At 43.6% G+C, this 16198-nt stretch carries 13 protein-coding genes, 1 tRNA gene and 2 rRNA genes; 1 reads left to right on the top strand and 15 read right to left on the bottom strand.

Annotated elements, in window-relative coordinates; genetic code table 11:
* Positions 1 to 55 precede the first annotated feature (55 nt).
* The 9 genes from D2A30_01325 to pnp all read right to left on the bottom strand — a co-directional run bounded on the left by D2A30_01325 (position 56) and on the right by pnp (position 11522).
* Positions 56 to 2959: ribosomal RNA gene (locus D2A30_01325) — 23S ribosomal RNA — on the bottom strand.
* Between the two features lie 374 nt (positions 2960 to 3333).
* Positions 3334 to 3406 (bottom strand) — tRNA-Ala (locus tag D2A30_01320).
* 215 nt (positions 3407 to 3621) lie between these two features.
* A 16S ribosomal RNA gene (locus D2A30_01315) occupies positions 3622 to 5184 on the bottom strand.
* Together the 16S and 23S rRNA genes with 1 tRNA gene alongside form the textbook arrangement of a ribosomal RNA operon.
* Positions 5185 to 5885: 701 nt before the next feature.
* Complete coding sequence (locus D2A30_01310) at positions 5886 to 6290, bottom strand: Mini-ribonuclease 3 (GenBank protein ULL20353.1); 405 nt, start codon at positions 6288 to 6290, stop codon at positions 5886 to 5888.
* Positions 6283 to 7626 carry a cysteine--tRNA ligase gene (locus tag D2A30_01305; protein ID ULL20352.1) on the bottom strand — a complete coding sequence of 448 codons (1344 nt, stop codon included), beginning with the start codon at positions 7624 to 7626 and terminating at the stop codon, positions 6283 to 6285. The genes D2A30_01310 and D2A30_01305 overlap by 8 nt, the downstream gene beginning before the upstream one ends.
* Before the next feature lie 10 nt (positions 7627 to 7636).
* Entirely contained in the window at positions 7637 to 7822 is a 186-nt protein-coding gene (locus D2A30_01300) for a hypothetical protein (GenBank protein ULL20351.1), read from the bottom strand.
* Positions 7816 to 8589, bottom strand: coding sequence for a phosphorylase (locus D2A30_01295; protein ULL20350.1), 774 nt, complete (start codon positions 8587 to 8589; stop codon positions 7816 to 7818). Before D2A30_01295 ends, D2A30_01300 begins: the two co-directional genes overlap by 7 nt.
* Positions 8590 to 8629: 40 nt before the next feature.
* Complete coding sequence (gene cysE, locus D2A30_01290; protein ID ULL20349.1) at positions 8630 to 9247, bottom strand: serine O-acetyltransferase; 618 nt, start codon at positions 9245 to 9247, stop codon at positions 8630 to 8632.
* A gap of 55 nt (positions 9248 to 9302) precedes the next feature.
* On the bottom strand, positions 9303 to 11522 hold the full coding sequence (gene pnp, locus D2A30_01285; GenBank protein ID ULL21965.1) for a polyribonucleotide nucleotidyltransferase: 2220 nt from the start codon (positions 11520 to 11522) through the stop codon (positions 9303 to 9305).
* A gap of 202 nt (positions 11523 to 11724) precedes the next feature.
* On the opposite strand from pnp, the gene D2A30_01280 reads away from it, so the two are divergent.
* Complete coding sequence (locus tag D2A30_01280) at positions 11725 to 12252, top strand: GNAT family N-acetyltransferase (protein ULL20348.1); 528 nt, start codon at positions 11725 to 11727, stop codon at positions 12250 to 12252.
* A 107-nt stretch (positions 12253 to 12359) separates the two neighbouring features.
* On the opposite strand, the gene D2A30_01275 is transcribed toward D2A30_01280, so the two are convergent.
* From D2A30_01275 to D2A30_01250, 6 genes are all read right to left on the bottom strand, one after another.
* Entirely contained in the window at positions 12360 to 12629 is a 270-nt protein-coding gene (locus D2A30_01275; protein ID ULL20347.1) for a 30S ribosomal protein S15, read from the bottom strand.
* Positions 12630 to 12780: 151 nt separating this feature from the next.
* Entirely contained in the window at positions 12781 to 13131 is a 351-nt protein-coding gene (locus tag D2A30_01270) for a hypothetical protein (protein ID ULL20346.1), read from the bottom strand.
* Between the two features lie 75 nt (positions 13132 to 13206).
* Positions 13207 to 14484, bottom strand: a complete 1278-nt coding sequence (locus tag D2A30_01265) for a uracil permease (protein ULL20345.1) — start codon at positions 14482 to 14484, stop codon at positions 13207 to 13209.
* Between the two features lie 218 nt (positions 14485 to 14702).
* Positions 14703 to 15176 carry a hypothetical protein gene (locus tag D2A30_01260; GenBank protein ID ULL20344.1) on the bottom strand — a complete coding sequence of 158 codons (474 nt, stop codon included), beginning with the start codon at positions 15174 to 15176 and terminating at the stop codon, positions 14703 to 14705.
* Positions 15157 to 15375 carry a transcriptional regulator gene (locus tag D2A30_01255; protein ID ULL20343.1) on the bottom strand — a complete coding sequence of 73 codons (219 nt, stop codon included), beginning with the start codon at positions 15373 to 15375 and terminating at the stop codon, positions 15157 to 15159. The genes D2A30_01260 and D2A30_01255 overlap by 20 nt, the downstream gene beginning before the upstream one ends.
* Before the next feature lie 199 nt (positions 15376 to 15574).
* Entirely contained in the window at positions 15575 to 16030 is a 456-nt protein-coding gene (locus tag D2A30_01250; protein ULL21964.1) for a hypothetical protein, read from the bottom strand.
* Positions 16031 to 16198 lie beyond the last annotated feature (168 nt).

Raw genomic sequence — 16198 nt, 5'->3', positions numbered from 1 at the left:
AAAGCTACTGATTTAGATAAATCATACGCTTTTCTTTACGTTCTCTTTACTTATTCTTGGATAAGTCCTCGAGCGATTAGTATTGGTCCGCTACATGTGTCGCCACACTTACACTTCCAACCTATCTACCTGATCTTCTCTCAGGGCTCTTACTAACTTAATGTTATGGGAAATCTCATCTTGAGGTGGGCTTCACACTTAGATGCTTTCAGCGTTTATCCCTTCCCTACATAGCTACCCAGCGATGCCTCTGGCGAGACAACTGGTACACCAGCGGTAAGTCCACTCTGGTCCTCTCGTACTAGGAGCAGATCCTCTCAAATTTCCTACGCCCGCGACGGATAGGGACCGAACTGTCTCACGACGTTCTGAACCCAGCTCGCGTGCCGCTTTAATGGGCGAACAGCCCAACCCTTGGGACCGACTACAGCCCCAGGATGCGACGAGCCGACATCGAGGTGCCAAACCTCCCCGTCGATGTGAACTCTTGGGGGAGATAAGCCTGTTATCCCCAGGGTAGCTTTTATCCGTTGAGCGATGGCCCTTCCATACGGAACCACCGGATCACTAAGCCCGACTTTCGTCCCTGCTCGAGTTGTAGCTCTCGCAGTCAAGCTCCCTTATACCTTTACACTCTGCGAATGATTTCCAACCATTCTGAGGGAACCTTTGGGCGCCTCCGTTACCTTTTAGGAGGCGACCGCCCCAGTCAAACTGCCCGTCAGACACTGTCTCCGTAGATGATTAACCTACCGGGTTAGAGTAGCCATAACACAAGGGTAGTATCCCAACAGCGCCTCAATCGAAACTGGCGTCCCGATTTCATAGGCTCCTACCTATCCTGTACATGTGGTACAGATACTCAATATCAAACTGCAGTAAAGCTCCATGGGGTCTTTCCGTCCTGTCGCGGGTAACCTGCATCTTCACAGGTACTAAAATTTCACCGAGTCTCTCGTTGAGACAGTGCCCAAATCATTACGCCTTTCGTGCGGGTCGGAACTTACCCGACAAGGAATTTCGCTACCTTAGGACCGTTATAGTTACGGCCGCCGTTTACTGGGGCTTCAATTCAGATCTTCGCTTACGCTAAACCCTCCTCTTAACCTTCCAGCACCGGGCAGGCGTCACCCCCTATACATCATCTTACGATTTAGCAGAGAGCTGTGTTTTTGATAAACAGTTGCTTGGGCCTATTCACTGCGGCTGACTAAAAGTCAGCACCCCTTCTCCCGAAGTTACGGGGTCATTTTGCCGAGTTCCTTAACGAGAGTTCTCTCGCTCACCTGAGGCTACTCGCCTCGACTACCTGTGTCGGTTTGCGGTACGGGTAGTGTATACTTATCGCTAGAAGCTTTTCTTGGCAGTGTGACGTCACTAACTTCGCTACTTAATTTCGCTCCCCATCACAGCTCAATGTTACAGATACAAGCATTTGACTCATATCACACCTCACTGCTTAGACGGGCTCTTCCATTCGCCCGCTTTAGTTAGCCTACTGCGTCCCTCCATCACTATATACACTAGTACAGGAATATCAACCTGTTGTCCATCGGATACACCTTTCGGTCTCTCCTTAGGTCCCGACTAACCCAGGGCGGACGAGCCTTCCCCTGGAAACCTTAGTCTTACGGTGGATGGGATTCTCACCCATCTTGCGCTACTCATACCGGCATTCTCACTTCTATGCGTTCCAGCACTCCTCACGGTATACCTTCTTCACACATAGAACGCTCTCCTACCATAACACTTTCGTGTTATCCACAGCTTCGGTAAATTGTTTTAGCCCCGGTACATTTTCGGCGCAGGGTCACTCGACTAGTGAGCTATTACGCACTCTTTGAATGAATAGCTGCTTCTAAGCTAACATCCTAGTTGTCTGTGCAACCCCACATCCTTTTCCACTTAACAATTATTTTGGGACCTTAGCTGGTGGTCTGGGCTGTTTCCCTTTCGACTACGGATCTTAGCACTCGCAGTCTGACTGCCGACCATAAATCATTGGCATTCGGAGTTTATCTGAAATCAGTAAACCGAGATGGCCCCCTCATCCAAACAGTGCTCTACCTCCAAGATTCTCAATGTCGACGCTAGCCCTAAAGCTATTTCGGAGAGAACCAGCTATCTCCAAGTTCGTTTGGAATTTCTCCGCTACCCACAAGTCATCCAAGCACTTTTCAACGTGCCCTGGTTCGGTCCTCCAGTGCGTCTTACCGCACCTTCAACCTGCTCATGGGTAGGTCACATGGTTTCGGGTCTACGACATAATACTAATCCGCCCTATTAAGACTCGGTTTCCCTACGGCTCCGTCTCTTCAACTTAACCTCGCATCATATCGTAACTCGCCGGTTCATTCTACAAAAGGCACGCTCTCACCCATTAACGGGCTCGAACTTGTTGTAGGCACACGGTTTCAGGTTCTATTTCACTCCCCTTCCGGGGTTCTTTTCACCTTTCCCTCACGGTACTGGTTCACTATCGGTCACTAGAGAGTATTTAGGGTTGGGAGATGGTCCTCCCAGATTCCGACGAGATTTCGCGTGTCTCGCCGTACTCAGGATACTGCTAGGTATAAAGACTATTTCAAATACGAGGCTGTTACTCTCTTTGGCCTACCTTCCCAGGTAGTTCTTCTATACTCTTTAAGTCCACTTTGCAGTCCTACAACCCCGAGGAGTAAACTCCTCGGTTTGCCCTCCTGCCGTTTCGCTCGCCGCTACTAAGGCAATCGCTTTTGCTTTCTCTTCCTGCAGCTACTTAGATGTTTCAGTTCACTGCGTCTTCCTCTTCACTACCTTAACAGTAGTGAGTGACAGGCTTTACCTGCCGGGTTCCCCCATTCGGACACCCCTGGATCATTGCTTACTTACAGCTCCCCAAGGCATTTCGTCGTTAGTCACGTCCTTCTTCGGCTTCTAGTGCCAAGGCATCCACCGTGCGCCCTTATTAACTTAACCTTATAATCGTACTCAGACTAGAAAACTAGTGATTTAAATAAATCATACGTTTTCCTTAACGTCTTCGTAACTTGTTTTAACCTAATTTTTTTAAAAATTAGAAAACTCATTAAATATTCACAGCGTTTTCGGTTTATTTTCTTGTTACTATTTCTTTATGTATCTTTTCAAATACATAAGGATTGTTTGATAGATATTCAATTTTCAATGGACAAGTTTAGGATATGAACGACGGTCGCTTCTGCGAAACTTCTGTAGAAAATTAGGAATCTGACGATGTGTGTCTTGCACACAAGGAAGATGATCTATTTTCCTAAGAAGTTAGTCGTGAATTCAACTTCACTGGTATTCAGTTTAGTAGGATTTCTATCCTAATGGAGCCTAGCGGGATCGAACCGCTGACCTCCTGCGTGCAAAGCAGGCGCTCTCCCAGCTGAGCTAAGGCCCCACGTATAATTACGTGTTTACTGTATTGTTAAATAATATTAAGGGACTTTTGAGAAGTCAAATTTTATTCGAACTAAAATCCTAGTGAAAAAGATAAACTTCCTTGTGTGTTGAACACACTACGTCAGTTTCCTATTTTCATACGGTTTTCTTAACGTTCTCATTACTTGGTTCAAAACCTCTCAAAATTAAAGAAGACTAACGTACAGGTTCCTTTTCCTTAGAAAGGAGGTGATCCAGCCGCACCTTCCGATACGGCTACCTTGTTACGACTTCACCCCAATCATCTATCCCACCTTAGGCGGCTGGCTCCAAATGGTTACCTCACCGACTTCGGGTGTTACAAACTCTCGTGGTGTGACGGGCGGTGTGTACAAGGCCCGGGAACGTATTCACCGCGGCGTGCTGATCCGCGATTACTAGCGATTCCGACTTCATGTAGGCGAGTTGCAGCCTACAATCCGAACTGAGACTGGCTTTAAGAGATTAGCTTGTCGTCACCGACTTGCGACTCGTTGTACCAGCCATTGTAGCACGTGTGTAGCCCAGGTCATAAGGGGCATGATGATTTGACGTCATCCCCACCTTCCTCCGGTTTATTACCGGCAGTCTCGCTAGAGTGCCCAACTGAATGATGGCAACTAACAATAGGGGTTGCGCTCGTTGCGGGACTTAACCCAACATCTCACGACACGAGCTGACGACAACCATGCACCACCTGTCTCCAGTGTTCCGAAGAAAAATCCTATCTCTAGGACGGTCACTGGGATGTCAAGACCTGGTAAGGTTCTTCGCGTTGCTTCGAATTAAACCACATGCTCCACCGCTTGTGCGGGCCCCCGTCAATTCCTTTGAGTTTCAACCTTGCGGTCGTACTCCCCAGGCGGAGTGCTTAATGCGTTAGCTGCGGCACTGAGTCCCGGAAAGGACCCAACACCTAGCACTCATCGTTTACGGCGTGGACTACCAGGGTATCTAATCCTGTTCGCTCCCCACGCTTTCGAGCCTCAGCGTCAGTTACAGACCAGAGAGCCGCTTTCGCCACCGGTGTTCCTCCATATATCTACGCATTTCACCGCTACACATGGAATTCCACTCTCCCCTTCTGCACTCAAGTTTGACAGTTTCCAAAGCATACTATGGTTAAGCCACAGCCTTTTACTTCAGACTTATCAAACCGCCTGCGCTCGCTTTACGCCCAATAAATCCGGACAACGCTCGGGACCTACGTATTACCGCGGCTGCTGGCACGTAGTTAGCCGTCCCTTTCTGGTAAGTTACCGTCACTGTGTGAATTTTCCACTCTCACACACGTTCTTCTCTTACAACAGAGCTTTACGATCCGAAAACCTTCTTCACTCACGCGGCGTTGCTCGGTCAGGGTTCCCCCCATTGCCGAAGATTCCCTACTGCTGCCTCCCGTAGGAGTCTGGGCCGTGTCTCAGTCCCAGTGTGGCCGATCACCCTCTCAGGTCGGCTATGTATCGATGCCTTGGTGAGCCGTTACCCCACCAACTAGCTAATACAACGCAGGTCCATCTCATAGTGAAGCAATTGCTCCTTTCAAGCATTTACCATGTGATAAATACTGTTATGCGGTATTAGCTATCGTTTCCAATAGTTATCCCCCGCTATGAGGTAGGTTACCTACGCGTTACTCACCCGTTCGCGACTCATGATTAATGGTGGAGCAAGCTCCGGTATCAATCATGCGTTCCACTTGCATGTATTAGGCACGCCGCCAGCGTTCGTCCTGAGCCAGGATCAAACTCTCATTAAAAGTTTTGATTCAAACTCAAGCTATTGCTAGCTTTCCGTTTTATTGTTTTTTGTTTTGTCATTGACGATTTATCCTTAGATAAATCACCCTGCACGTTTGGTTCGTCTTCTTTAATTTTCAAAGGTCTTGTCGTTGTCACGTCCTTGCGACAACTATATTAGTTTATCACTTCTTCAAGGTCTTGTCAATACTTTTTTGAAACTTTTTTTCGTTCCCTTTGTATCGATCGACCTCAAGAGACAACTCAATTATTCTATCATCTTCACTTACTATTGTCAACTGCTTTTTTAAACTTTTTTCGTTTTTTTAAGCTGACTAGTCTTGCGAGACAACTTAACTATTCTATCAAATCTTATCCATCATTGTCAAGTAGTTTTTCCTGTTTTTTTCACTTTTTTATTTTTAACGATTCAGTAAATCGTTTAGAGTTGAAAAATCAGAGTGTCATAGCAAAGATTATATTCTGTGACAATTCAATAAACAGTGGTTATGTATTAACTTTTTTGTAGGTAATGTAATGTAGGAATTATAGTAATCATTGTTCATGTCTACTGGTTGAAGCTAGAGCTATGTTCGTTTCTTATTTTACGGTGGTAGAAGTATGGTTCTACTAGAGAATTTCAGTTAGCAGGGAGAGTAAATTCTATTCAAAATCTTATCTGATAAAAAAATAGAAGACAATCTTATCAGACTATCTTCTTTATATGGATTTGTTTTCTACTGTTTCAATACACCAAGAGATAAGCTTATCGAGTCGTTCAAATTGATTTGTCATATGGAGATAGCCCAAAACTGCCTCAAAACCTGTAGACATACGATAAGTCACAATATCTGCATTTTTAGCCTTTGTATGGCTATTTGCATTACGACCTCTTCGATAGATTTCTTCTTCTTTCTCATTTAATAGCTGAGCTTCTAAGAGAGCTACGATAAGATTGGCCTGTGCCTTTGCCGAGACGTATTTATTTGCTTCACTGTGTAATTTGTTGGGCTTAGTCAATCCCTTGAATATCAAATGTCGCCTTATATACATAGAATATACTGCGTCACCTTCAAAAGCAAGAGCGATTCCGTTGATAAGGTTCACATCAACTACACTAGTCACGTGTCCACCTCACGCCATCTTTTGTATCTAATAATTTAATCCCTTGCTCCGCCAATTCATTCCGAATACGGTCCGCTGTTGCAAAGTCCCTATTGGCACGCGCTACTTGCCGCTCCTCAATTAAGGCTTCAATCTCACTGTCTAAGACCTCTTCCTCAAAGACAATTCCAAATACTGCCAACATTTTTCCAAAAGCTTCCTTGACAATGGCATCATAGTTTCCAGAGTTGATCCATTTTGCAAAGTCGAAAATAGCTGTAATGCCATTTGCAGCATTAAAATCATCATCCATTGCGGTCTCGAACGCCGCTAAATGTTTAGCCAATACCGTGTGTTCAGACACATTCAGCACTGGTTGAGTATAGGTGTTTTTTAAGTATTTTAAATTAGTTTCCGCATCGGAGATAGCTTTCTCCGTGTAGTTCAGTGGTCGGCGGTAGTGCTGGGTAGCAAGGAAAAATCGTAAAACTGGCCCATCAATTTTCTCCAACATATCATGTGCAGTTAAAAAATTCCCCAATGACTTGGACATTTTTTCATCATTGATATTGAGCATGGCATTGTGCATCCAGTAATTTGCGAATGTCTGTCCTGTTTTACATTCTGATTGGGCAATCTCGTTGGTATGGTGCGGAAACTCTAAGTCTGCTCCACCACCATGAATATCTATGGTGTCTCCCAATATCTCTGTTGCCATAACCGAACATTCGATATGCCATCCTGGACGCCCGTGACCCCACGGACTTTCCCATGACACTTCTCCTGGCTTTGCTGATTTCCACAAGGCAAAGTCAAATGGATGTTCTTTCAACTGCCCCTCTCCATCGACACGCCCAGATGCTCCAGCTTCTAAGTCTGACAAAGTTTTATTGGACAAACGGGCATAATTTCTTGCCTTTTCAACACGGAAATAAACATCGCCAGAAGCTTCATAGGCGTACCCCTTGTCAATCAAGACCTGCACAAAATCAATGATTTCATCCATGTAGTCAATAACACGAGGATTTTTGGTAGCTGGTTTGACACCTAACTTTGCCACATCTTCCTTGAAAGCTGCGATAAATTTATCAGAAAGTTCCTTTGTTGTCATACCAGCTTCATTTGCAGCCTTTATGATTTTATCATCCACGTCCGTAAAGTTAGAAATGTAGGTCACATCGAACCCACGGTATTCAAAATAACGGCGGATGGTATCAAAAGCTACCACACTCCGAGCATTTCCGATATGGATATAATTGTAAACCGTTGGACCGCAGACATACATCTTGACCCTCCCTTCTTCCAAGGGCACAAAATCACGCAAACTGCGAGTCATGGTATCGTAAATTTTAATCATAGTTTCTCCATTACTTCTGAGTATTCTTTAGGACTTGATACTTTTGATATAATTTTACTAGCCAATAAGCTGTCGCTGCCAACCAGATCATCCCAACCTGCCAATTACCTTGTGAAAATTTAAGGATAAACATGATTGTCCCAGCAACGGCGGTCAACACATAAGGCCAATTTTGTCTTACTAATTTTTTTAACATGATCTACTTTCTAATTTTCTTGCAATCGCCATGGCCACTTCAAAGAAGGTCATACTGTCAGCCGTCCGTTCCTCTCGACGGACATCCCATTCATTTTTGTGGTGATCCACATAGTCTGCCGTGTAGAAAAATTGATAGACCTTGGCCTGACGAAAGTTTGCCCAGGCCATGATAGCAGAAGCTTCCATATCAACCACCATTGCCCCAGCAGTCAAGCGACGTTTAACCTTAGCTGCTGTTTCTCTATAAAATGCATCTGTCGTCCATGTCTTAGTCCGAACATGTTCAATTCCTGCTTGATCCAAGGCTTCTTCCATGGTCAATAATAGTTCCGAATGATAGCTAATCTCATCACTGGCTGGTGCATAATGATAACTAGTTCCCTCATCACGTAAGGCTGAACTTGGTAGAATAATCTTATCTACTGCAATAGACCGATCCAGTACTCCACAAGTACCAAATACAATAAAATTTTGAAACCCTTTGGCTTTCAATTCTTCTAGGTTCCCAACAATCATAGAAGCTCCAATTGGGGCTAACATGACACCAACTCTCACTCCACTTTCTTCATAAATATACCATGGCAACCGGCCATTTAGATTGTGAAGAGCTCCACCCTCATATACATTTTCTAACTCGGCAACTCTCTTAATAATTTCTCCATTAAATGACAGAATTAAAGTATTACAGGTTTCACCACCACCCCGAATAGAGGTATCTGTCGGTTCAATGACCGCAGAGGTATTTTCAAATTCTTCTAGTAGCATTTTCCCTCCGAATCTTGTCCCTTAAACCTATAAATCAACTCTACAAATGCGAGGAGCGATGGCTAGCTTCTCTTAGTTCTGCTAGCTTGGTTGTGTAGTATTCACGACCGCCTTCCATATCATGAATGGCTTGCTCATCTTTTTTCCCATGAACACGGACAATTTTAGCAGGCATACCGACAACTGTCACGTCTGCTGGAACATCTGCTAAGACAACAGCAGCAGCACCTACTTTCGAATTTTCTCCGATTTCAACTGGGCCAATCACCTGGGCATGAGCAGAAACGAGTGCCCCTTTTCGAACTGTTGGATGGCGCTTCCCTGTATCCTTCCCTGTTCCTCCAAGAGTTACTCCATGGTATAACATTACACCAGATTCGACAATTGCAGTCTCACCAATTACCAATCCTGCGCCATGATCAATAAAGACTCCCGAGGCAATTTCTGCACCTGGATGAATTTCAATGTTGGTCCAAAATCGCCAAAACTGACTGTGCATCCGAGCTAATAATTTAAAACCATTTTGCCACATCCAGTGAGAGAGACGATGAGCAGCCAGTGCCTTGACTCCTGGGTAGGTCAAAAGGACTTCCAAGGAGTTCCGTGCCGCCGGATCTTTTTCTTTTACAATTTCTATGGTATCCTTCCACCAACCCATGACTTCTCCTTCTAGCGAGAAGACAAGTCCATTTCGGGACTTGCCTACTTCACCATTATTTTATATCTACTTTATGAAATTTAAATTCACCAAAGTTATTATCTTTTTTCTCTTTGTATTCTTTATGACGACGAGGTTTTTCTGAACGTTCACGTTTTTCTGGTTCCACGTAGCCTTCTGGTTTTGGTAGAAGGGCTTTCATAGAAGCATCAATACGTCCCTTATCATCAATTTTTATCACCTTAACATCTACAACATCGCCAACCTCAACCAAATCTTCTGGTTTATTGACACGTGTCCAAGCCATTTCAGAAACGTGGACGAGGGCATCGGTCTTGTCAAAAAGGTTGACAAAGGCACCGAATTTCTCCAAACGAACCACTTTTGCTTGGAAGACTTCGTCCACTTTTGCTTCACGGACAAGACCAGCGATGATTTCTTTTGTGCGCTCAATTGCAGCACGGTCTGGTGAGAAGATCGCCACAAGACCGTCTTCGTCGATATCAATTTTCACGCCAGTTTCTGCAATAATCTTATCGATGGTTTCACCACCCTTACCAATAACAATCTTGATCTTGTCCACATCAATCTTGATAGTGTCAATCTTCGGCGCAGTTGGTGCCAAGTCAGGACGAACTTCTGGAATAGCCGCTTCGATGACATCAAGGATTTCAAAACGTGCCTTCTTAGCTTGTGCCAAGGCTTCTTCCAAGATTTGTGGTGTGATACCGTCAATTTTAATATCCATTTGAAGGGCTGTGATACCGTCACGAGTACCAGCTACCTTGAAGTCCATGTCGCCGAAGTGGTCCTCAAGACCTTGAATATCGGTCAAGACGGTGTAATTGGTACCGTCTGAGATCAGACCCATAGCAATCCCTGCAACGGGTGCCTTGATTGGCACACCACCTGCCATAAGGGCAAGGGTGCCAGCTGTGATAGATGCCTGTGAAGAAGAACCGTTTGACTCCAAGACTTCTGCCACCAAGCGGATAGCGTAAGGGAAGTCTTCCAAGCTAGGCAAGACTTGCTCAAGAGCGCGCTCACCTAGAGCACCGTGACCAATCTCACGACGACCTGGTGCACCGTAACGACCAGTTGAGCCAACTGAGTATTGTGGGAAATTGTAGTGATGCATGAAGCGTTTCTTGTACTCATCATCCAAACCATCGATGATTTGGGTTTCACCCATTGGTGCCAAGGTCAAGACAGAAAGGGCTTGCGTTTGACCACGGGTAAAGAGACCTGAGCCGTGAACATTTGGCAAGAAGTCTACTTCTGCATCCAAAGGACGAATTTCATCAACACGGCGACCATCTGGACGGACCTTGTCTTCAGTAATCAAACGACGAACTTCTACATGCTCCATAAGTTCCAAGATTTCATGGACATCACGCATGATATGGTCAAATTCTTCGTGCTCAGCGTATTTTTCTTCGTAAGCTGCGATGACAGTCTCGCGAACGGCATTGGTCGCATCTTCACGGGCCAATTTTTCTTCAACCTGCACCGCTTTTTTCAAATCGTCATTGTAAGCTGCAACAATCTCAGCCTGCAATTCCGGGTCCACTTGAAGAAGCTCCACATCTGCTTTTTCCTTACCAACTGCTGCCACGATTTGATTTTGGAAATTCAAGAGTTCTTGAATGGCTGCATGACCTTTCAAGAGTGCTTCCAACATCACTTCTTCTGATAATTCTTTGGCACCCGATTCAACCATGTTGATAGCGTCTTTGTTACCAGCAACTGTCAATTCTAAAAGGGATGCTTCTTGTTGAGCTTGATCTGGGTTAATAATCAATTCGCCATTAACATAACCAACCTGAACACCAGCAATTGGACCATTGAATGGAATGTCTGAGATTGCTAATGCCAATGAGGAACCAAACATGGCTGCCATTGGAGCAGATGCATCTGGATCATAAGAAAGCACTGTGTTGATGACTTGAACTTCGTTACGGAAACCTTCCGCAAACATTGGACGAATCGGACGATCAATCAAACGAGCTGTCAAAGTAGCATCCGTCGATGGACGTCCTTCCCTCTTCATCCAACCGCCAGGAAATTTACCAGCAGCATACATCTTTTCTTCGTAGTTAACTTGGAGGGGGAAGAAATCACCAGTTGCCATTTTCTTAGACATAACCGCTGCAGTTAATACTGTTGAATCTCCATAACGAACAACTACTGCACCATTGGCTTGTTTGGCAACCTGACCAGTTTCAACGACTAGTTTCTTGCCAGCAAAAACCGTTTCAAATACTTGTTTTGACATGAATTGTCTCCTGTTTTTTTCTGAAATTTTTCTTGCGTGTTTTCTACAAAAGACAATCAAACAGCTTGTTTCACTCTCTTTTGCACAAAACCACGCTTAAACTTTATTTTATCATATTTTAGAGAGAAATAAAGGCTTGAAAGTTGATTTTGACAAGAAAACTTCACCATGGTACACTATCAAAAACATCTGGAGGTGGAAAATGGAAACATTGTATCTGGTAAAACCAAGTCTGGCAAAGAAAGAGGAGATTCTCGCTTATAAGCAAGCCTTCACAGGCGAACACTTGCATGGTGGCAGCCATCTTCAGCAAATGGATAACTTCGAGGAATGGCTGGAGCACGTTGAAAACGAAGCATCTCCAGCGACCTGTCGTCCCAACCGCGCTCCTTCTTCAACTTTTATCTGCATTCGCGAGCAGGACAAAAAAATGGTGGGCATTTGCAATATCCGCCATCATCTCAATCAGGAATTTTTGGTCCATATCGCCGGTCACATCGGCTACTCCATTCATCCGAATGAACGGCGCAAGGGCTACGCCAAAGAGCAATTGGCCCTCGCTCTGCAAGAAGCCAAAACTCTGGGCATCAATCGCGTCCTCATTACTGCAGCCGACTGGAACATTGGCTCTCAAAAAACGATTTTAGCCAACGGCGGCGTCTACGAAGATACCCGCATCGATCCTGACGACGGCGACCGCATGCTCCGATATTGGATTAAAAATTTGTAATATAAAAACCTGAAATGCATAATAATTTTCTAAATTATTACGATAAAAAAAACACAGCTCAGTATACAAGATACTGGTGCTGTGTTTTTTGTTTCTATACCTGCTAATTAACGACGCAAGCCAAGTGAATTGATTAATTCGCGGTAACGGTTAACATCTGTGCGGCGGAGGTATGCCAACAAGTTACGACGGCGACCGATTTTTTTCATCAAACCACGGTAAGTTGCGTGGTCTTTTTTGTGTTGTTTGATATGGTCGTTCAGGTGGTTGATTTCCCAAGTAAGTACTGCTACTTGTACTTCAACTGAACCTGTGTCGCCTTCATGACGCGCATATTGTGCCATGATTTCATTTTTTTTCTCTTTTGAGATTGCCATAATGTATACTCCTTTTTATTGAGCTCAATCCGAGTGACAGGTTGGCGACCCGTGACCAAGAAAAAGCTAGATTTGTCCTTTTGGACCTTATCCATTCTATCAAGGAACGGTGCTTTTGTCAACTGATTTGAGCAATTGCTGAGCTGCTCTGCTATCTCTCCGAAAGAACTGTTTGAACTGTTTCAATTAAGTCATTTTTCCATATTTCAATCGCATCTACATGCAAGGCAAAATCGAAATCCTTGAGATTCACTTGAACCTGCAATCTGTCTTTTTGGTAACGAGCCATCAGCACGATTTGATCCAACCCTTGCCCCATATACCAATAGATAGCTTCTACACTTGGATTGTCCACAACATCTCCATGTATTCTGACCGCAACTTCATTTAAGCTGACTGAACTAGTATCAAAAATACGACCATATTCGTGGTCTGCCATTACATCTGTCTCATACCAAATATGAAGAGTGTTGCTATACATTTCTTTTGCTAATTCTTTCATGAGCTTCACCTTTTTCCCTTTACTATACCACAATCCAAAAAAGCCAGCCTGAGCTGACTTCAAAATTGAGTGTAATTACTTGGCTTTTTCAGCTTTGGGCAAAACGAGGTTAAGGATAATCCCAACGATTGCCGAGAGGGCTGTTCCTGAAAGGGTAATTGCACCAATATTCAGAACTGCACCACCAAGTCCTAATACCAACATAGAACTTGCAACAATTAAGTTACGAACTTGACCAAAATCTACTCGACTTTCAATCAATACTTTCAAACCATTTGATGCAATAACACCATATAGTAAGATGGACATTCCCCCGAGAACGGCACTTGGAATGGTAGAAATGAGAGCTGTAAATTTACCCAAGAATGAGAAAGCAATTGCAATCAAAGCAGCATTGCGAATAACCGATACTGACGCGATGCGAGTCATACCGATAACCCCTGTATTTTCTCCATAAGTCGTATTGGCAGGACCCCCGATTAAAGCTGAAACAGCTGTCGCTACACCATCACCAATCAAGGTACGACTGAGACCTGGGTTTTTCAAGAACTGACGACCACAGATTTGGCTGAGAACTGTATGGTCACCGATATGTTCAGCTACAGTAACTACAGCAATTGGTAAAATAGCAACCATCTCAGGTCCGAAGTAAAAATTATACGATTTGAATACACCTGTTTCAAATGGTAAATAGAATCCTGGCAACTCAAACCATGCTGCTTCGAGCACAGGTGTGAAATCCACCAGACCAAGCAAGAGAGCAACAATATAACCACCGATGATGGCAATTAAGAATGGAACAATCTTGGCGAAGCCTTTCCCTTTGGTATTGACAAAAGCTGCGATCAAGAAAGTGACAATGGCTACAACAACATTTTTCCAGTCACCATCCGCCACAAAACCTGCAGAAGTAACTGCCGAATTGGCAAGACCAAGACCGATAACGATAATCATAGGCCCAATAACCACGGGTGGTAATAGAGTATCAATCCATTTTGTACCAATGGCTTTGACAAGCCCTGCAATCAGTACATAAATCAGACCAACAAAGAAAATACCTGTTTGTGCTGCTGAGATATCTCCGCCCATTTCTTTAATAGCTAAGGCCATAGCTGAAATATAAGCAAATGAAGAACCAAGATAAACCGGTACTTTAAATTGAGTAGCTACTTGGTAAATCAGGGTTCCAATACCAGATGCAAATAGGGCCACGGATACGGGCATTCCCAAAATCAAAGGCACTAAAATCGTTGCACCGAACATGGCAAACACGTGTTGGAAACTGAGCAAAATCCCTTGAAAAGGAGCTGGTTTCTCATGGACATCAAACAAAAGGTTGGCTTTTGTATTCATCATTCTCCCGCTCTGGGTACACAAAAAGACCCAGACTTTCTAAATTTACATAGTCATAGGCCCTTAATGAATTATCCTGTTGTCTTTCTCACCTCACGGGATGAGTTTAAAAACCTACGCTTTTGGTATTGTATCATAATCTTTCGGATTTTGGCAAGGAATTTTAAAAAGTTTTATTTTTTAGGAAAATGGCAGAGCGAGGATAAGAACTCGATTGCTTATTCGAGTTCATCTATCAGCTTTTTTTCCACCTGCTTCTGACGGTACTTATTCGCCCAAGAGAGAAGATTCGCCAATAAGAAAATGAGACTTGTGATAGAAAGAAAGAATATCAAAATCACCGCCCAAAAATGCCAATTCCAGACACCAGAATAATGCTGTCCATAGGTCTGGTAGTTGGTCCAAGCCATTAAAATCGTTGTCCCAGTAATTACCACTCCTATGTAAAGGTAGCCCTGCCAAGAAGTTCCCCGTTCCATATCAAGCCCCTTCCTCCAATAACCGTAAAAGAGATAGACTGAAACTACCAACATGGCAAACAGTTCAAAAACATAGGTATCAAACGGCCATTTTAAGACCAGGCTCTTGATTAGAAATGAGAGGGGCAAAAGAAAATTCATGGTCCTGCCTACCCAGGCAAAGACTTGGTTTTCTTCTTGTCGAACACGCTCATCAGTCACAATTTTTTTCATTAGTTAGTTCCTCCCAAAATAATTGATCTAAACTTTTCCCTAAACAGTGGCAAATTGATAAACAAAGACTTAGACTGGGATTATATTTTCCCGCCTCAATCAGACCGATGGTCTGGCGGGTCACTCCTATAGCTTCCGCCAAGTCCCCTTGGGTCATATCTTTTTCCACACGCGCTAACTTTAAACGAATATTTTTCATGCCATAGCCATCCTCCTGTACATTTTTATAACTTTATTATACACTATATTTTTCGTTATGCAATATATATCTTACATTTTGTCTTCTTTTTATTCAAAAAAAGAAGATAAAACCGCCTCCTTAAAATATATATGCACCTCTCTGCTTATTCTACACTCTTAATCCGTCTCTTGATTTTCTGGCTAAATTCGACCATTCGTCATTTTTCTTCTGGCCAGATTTTAGTCACACGATCCACTGCGATAATAAAAATAACCACAACTGCATAGTCTTTTGCACTATTAATCACACCTAAGTTTTCCAAAATGGTCAAAAGTAGGTAAAAACTGAATAAGATGGTCCGTTTAGGAAGGGCCATTAAGAACTCAATCCCAGCCTTATATCCCAGATAAATTTGCCGATTGAGACCCTTGGCGTTTTCCAATCGACGATTGAGAAAAGTACGGATTCGTTTGTAAAACCAGTCTGAGGTGAAAAAAAGGGATTGAATGGCTATGGCGATATAGGCCAAATTATTGGCATGTTCTGCATCCATGCCAAACACTCTAGCAAAAATATAGGTCCAGTCACCATTGTCCAGACAGATAATGATTGAAAAATAAACTACTGCTACAACTACAAGAATCAGGGGCACAGCGCGAAGATATTTAAACATTGACATGCTTCACTCTATTTTTTTCTATTATCAACCATAAGAACAAGTAAGTCAAGAACTTCATATATGGGATAAATTTTCCTTCTATCTCACCTTGCTCAGAATGACTGGCAATAGGATATAAGGTCGTTCCTTGAAACCAATCCTCGACTCTATGTCAGACTGGGG

The organism is Streptococcus suis (assembly GCA_022354845.1).
Taxonomy (GTDB): domain Bacteria; phylum Bacillota; class Bacilli; order Lactobacillales; family Streptococcaceae; genus Streptococcus; species Streptococcus suis_AA.
The sequence above is the reverse complement of the archived record's forward strand: the minus strand, read 5'-3'. Positions and strand labels throughout refer to the sequence as shown.